Consider the following 3296-nt stretch of genomic DNA (forward strand, 5'->3'; position numbering starts at 1 on the left):
TCCCTGCTGACAGTTGAACGAGAAAGCCCCAATTCTCTAGCAATAGTGGCCTGAGTAACACCGTCAATTATTCGTTTTTCGATATAAAAACGCTCATGTAAGTTCAAATGTTTTCCCTTCATACAACAGTATCTCTTATGGGGTCATTACAGTAATTTTATCTATGTATGACCAAGGATTTACTTTGTTGCATTTCGTTTGGGAATTGGCGCGGTGGTAGCTAATGGAAATAACATACCTGCCCCAAAGAAAAAAAGTCCGGCAGGGATCAACAGTGACCACACATTCATAAATCCAAACCAACCTGGTAACCACATGATAATAGCCGCAGAAACACAACAAAAAAACGGCATGCCACATTAACTGATAAAAAGTTTTTCCTTCGCGCCCGGCATACCAAGCACCTAAAAATGCCGCAGGAATAGGCAAAATAAATAGAATACTGACGGTAATACTATTTAAACCTAATACTCCCCCCAACAATACACCACTACTTGATTCAAATACCACAACACCCGCCAGTCCACCAATTAATATGACTAAGTAAGCATCAAAAGTAGGATTTGATAACAACGAATAATAAGCAGAAAGCATATTTCTTTTTTCAGATGCAGGCGGGCAAGTTTCAGGCAACCATTTCCACATACTGATCAAGACAAAACTACCCAATAAAAACAGGAAAATATAAGTTGCATGCCAGCCGAAAAAATAGGCAATACCACCACCAATCATCGGTGCCAGTAACGGACTAACTAATATTCCCATATTTATATGCTATTAGCATAACGCAATGCGGTTCCGATATAGAGATCACACGGCATAGTTCTTGCCATCACGCCGGCAACACCGACACCTAAACCTTGCAGTGCACTGGCAATAATCAAGATCTTTAATGAAGGTGCGGAAATTGCGATTATGGTTGCGATCAAATAAATAATTAAACCGACTAAAATAACCGGGCGACGACCGACGTGATCGGATATAGGTCCATAAAATAGCAGATACGCTCCCATTACGCTTTGCACCGCACCATCAGGTTCAGCGAAATAGGCAGCAATTTCTGCAATAACCGGGACATAAATTGTCTGCGTCATCTGCCCGACAGCAATTAAAACAATGAGCATTAATAGCAAATTGAAGTGTTCTAATTTTCTCATTTTATATAATAATCAATGTATTAAAAAAGGTTACAATATCTTAGGCTTAAAGAAAAAAAGCCCCATCAAATCTGTACGTTAATATCAATTAATCTAACAAATTATAAAAAAAATTCGAGTTAACCGATTAAATTATTTTTTCCACCTAACCGAATCTAATTGACTTATTTTATAAACATAACTGTACAATTTCATATCATAATTAAAGAGTCATAATTTAACTGAATAGTTAAAACACATTATCGATAATGGTTTTGCCTAGATTTGACATAATATGACCAAACATTAACGCTTTATCTGACACATTGGGAGGCCAGTAGTATGGCGAATTGGGTAACAGGAAAAATTATTAAAAACCATAAATGGACAGATGCCTTATTTAGTTTGATCCTCGAAGCGCCAATTAAACCGTTTATTGCGGGGCAATATGCTAAACTTGCGCTAGAAATCAATGGCCAGCGTATCCAACGCGCCTATTCTTATGTTAACGCACCCAATGATAATCAATTAGAATTCTATCTCGTCACCGTACCGGAAGGAAAACTCAGCCCACACCTTGAAGCATTGAAACCCGGTGATCCTATTTATGTCACTGAAGAAGCAGCAGGTTTTTTTGTGTTAGAAGAACTGCCTGATTGTGAAACGCTTTGGATGCTATCGACAGGTACCGCAATTGGGCCTTTTTTATCCATTTTGCAATTTGGCGAAAATTTAGCCCGATTTAACCAAATTATCCTGGTACATGCGGTACGTTACCCGGAAGATCTCAGTTACTTACCATTAATGAAAGCTCTTGAGAAAAAATATCAGGGAAAATTAAAGATCCAAACTATTGTCAGTCGCGAAAACAAAACTGGTTCACTCACCGGCCGTATTCCAGCGCTAATTGAAAGCGGACAGCTAGAACAAGCAGTAAAGGCAAAAATTGATCCCTCAACGAGCCATGTTATGCTTTGCGGTAATCCACAAATGGTTAAAGATACCCAACAACTACTAAAAATACAAAGAGCGATGGATAAACACTTACGCCGTAAAGCGGGACACATTACCAGTGAACAATATTGGTAAACCGAGATAAATAAAAATTAATCAGCTGAAATAGTCAACTTGTTCAGTTTTTTTAACATAACGATTTGCTTTATCCTGACCTTTAAAACTACCACAATCTAAAAATAATATGGTAACAATAAATAAAGGTAGAAATCGTCCAATCCCCCACTGCCAAAAAGGTGTGAATAAACTAACATCGATAGAAAATAGCACAAAAGCCAACAATAATAACAACAACCAGCCACCAGATTTACCACGATCATGTAGACGTTTAGTAAAAATTGCCGCCAATGGGTAGAACAACAAAATGACTAATAACAGTAAAATATAAGGAGAAAATAACAAAAAAGTTTGCAAACTAAATATCATGACCATTAATAAAAACCAAATAACCATACCAAGCCAAAATGGTTTTCGACCAATTCGTCCTTTAAATGAGAGTGCCCATTGTTGTAATGTCATTTACCTTATCCTAATGGATCCTTTATGAAAAAATTTATACTGACGAGTAACGATGATGAAAATTTACAATCGCAAATTTGAGTTAGCATTACTATTTATTGCATTATTGCCACTATTCCCCGTGCTGGCAAAAGAATTACCAATTATGCCTGAAACAGAGGTTTCGATTGCTTATTTATCACCCGATGCAGCCTTATTCAATGAAACTATCCCCATATTTAGGCAAAAATATAATCAGGATAATCCCAGCTATCCAATACATGAATTTAAAGTGATCAAAAGCAAGGATATTAGCTTACCTTATATTCGTGCAGCCAGTCGAATTAACAGCAAAATTTACTCCTCCGCAGTACTTGAGGCTGTCGCAAAAGGGGTGGAATTTTTTTTTCAACAATATCCCACCGTGCAGATTTTCTCTTTTTCTGATTTTAGTTTGTACAAATAATAGACTGAAAATCATCCATAATATCAGAGCAACCGCTCTTGATAAGTTATAGGCCATTGCATGCAGGGTAAATTCGAGCTTTACCGCTAATAATCCCTTACGCCGGAAACGTTCCAAACCCTGAATTCCCCGCAATGCTGAAAACACAGGTTCAACCATGCTCTTTCGCTGATTCAAGATTT

4 protein-coding genes and 2 pseudogenes are annotated in these 3296 nt (G+C 37.4%); 2 read left to right on the forward strand and 4 right to left on the reverse strand.

Annotated features, from left to right (window positions below; all coding sequences use genetic code 11):
* On the reverse strand, positions 1 to 122 hold a 122-nt coding region (locus tag CBG25_RS21205), incomplete at its 3' end, for a helix-turn-helix domain-containing protein (protein WP_366212652.1).
* Positions 123 to 212: 90 nt separating this feature from the next.
* Positions 213 to 1157 (reverse strand): annotated as a pseudogene (locus tag CBG25_RS01120) (MFS transporter); the annotation flags it as partial.
* A gap of 321 nt (positions 1158 to 1478) precedes the next feature.
* On the opposite strand from CBG25_RS01120, the gene fpr reads away from it, so the two are divergent.
* Positions 1479 to 2225: a ferredoxin--NADP(+) reductase gene (gene fpr / locus CBG25_RS01125; RefSeq protein ID WP_290603914.1), complete on the forward strand. Its 747-nt coding sequence runs from the start codon at positions 1479 to 1481 to the stop codon at positions 2223 to 2225.
* A gap of 21 nt (positions 2226 to 2246) precedes the next feature.
* Here fpr and CBG25_RS01130 read toward each other — a convergent pair whose 3' ends face one another.
* Complete coding sequence (locus CBG25_RS01130) at positions 2247 to 2669, reverse strand: DUF805 domain-containing protein (protein WP_290603915.1); 423 nt, start codon at positions 2667 to 2669, stop codon at positions 2247 to 2249.
* A 145-nt stretch (positions 2670 to 2814) separates the two neighbouring features.
* Between CBG25_RS01130 and CBG25_RS01135 the strand changes: the two genes are divergently transcribed.
* Positions 2815 to 3114, forward strand: coding sequence for a DUF1454 family protein (locus CBG25_RS01135; RefSeq protein ID WP_290603917.1), 300 nt, complete (start codon positions 2815 to 2817; stop codon positions 3112 to 3114).
* Between the two features lie 93 nt (positions 3115 to 3207).
* On the opposite strand, the pseudogene CBG25_RS01140 reads toward CBG25_RS01135, so the two are convergent.
* A pseudogene (locus CBG25_RS01140) lies at positions 3208 to 3273 on the reverse strand (hypothetical protein); the annotation flags it as partial.
* Positions 3274 to 3296: the final 23 nt, after the last annotated feature.

The organism is Arsenophonus sp. ENCA, assembly GCF_002287155.1.
GTDB lineage: Bacteria > Pseudomonadota > Gammaproteobacteria > Enterobacterales > Enterobacteriaceae > Arsenophonus > Arsenophonus nilaparvatae.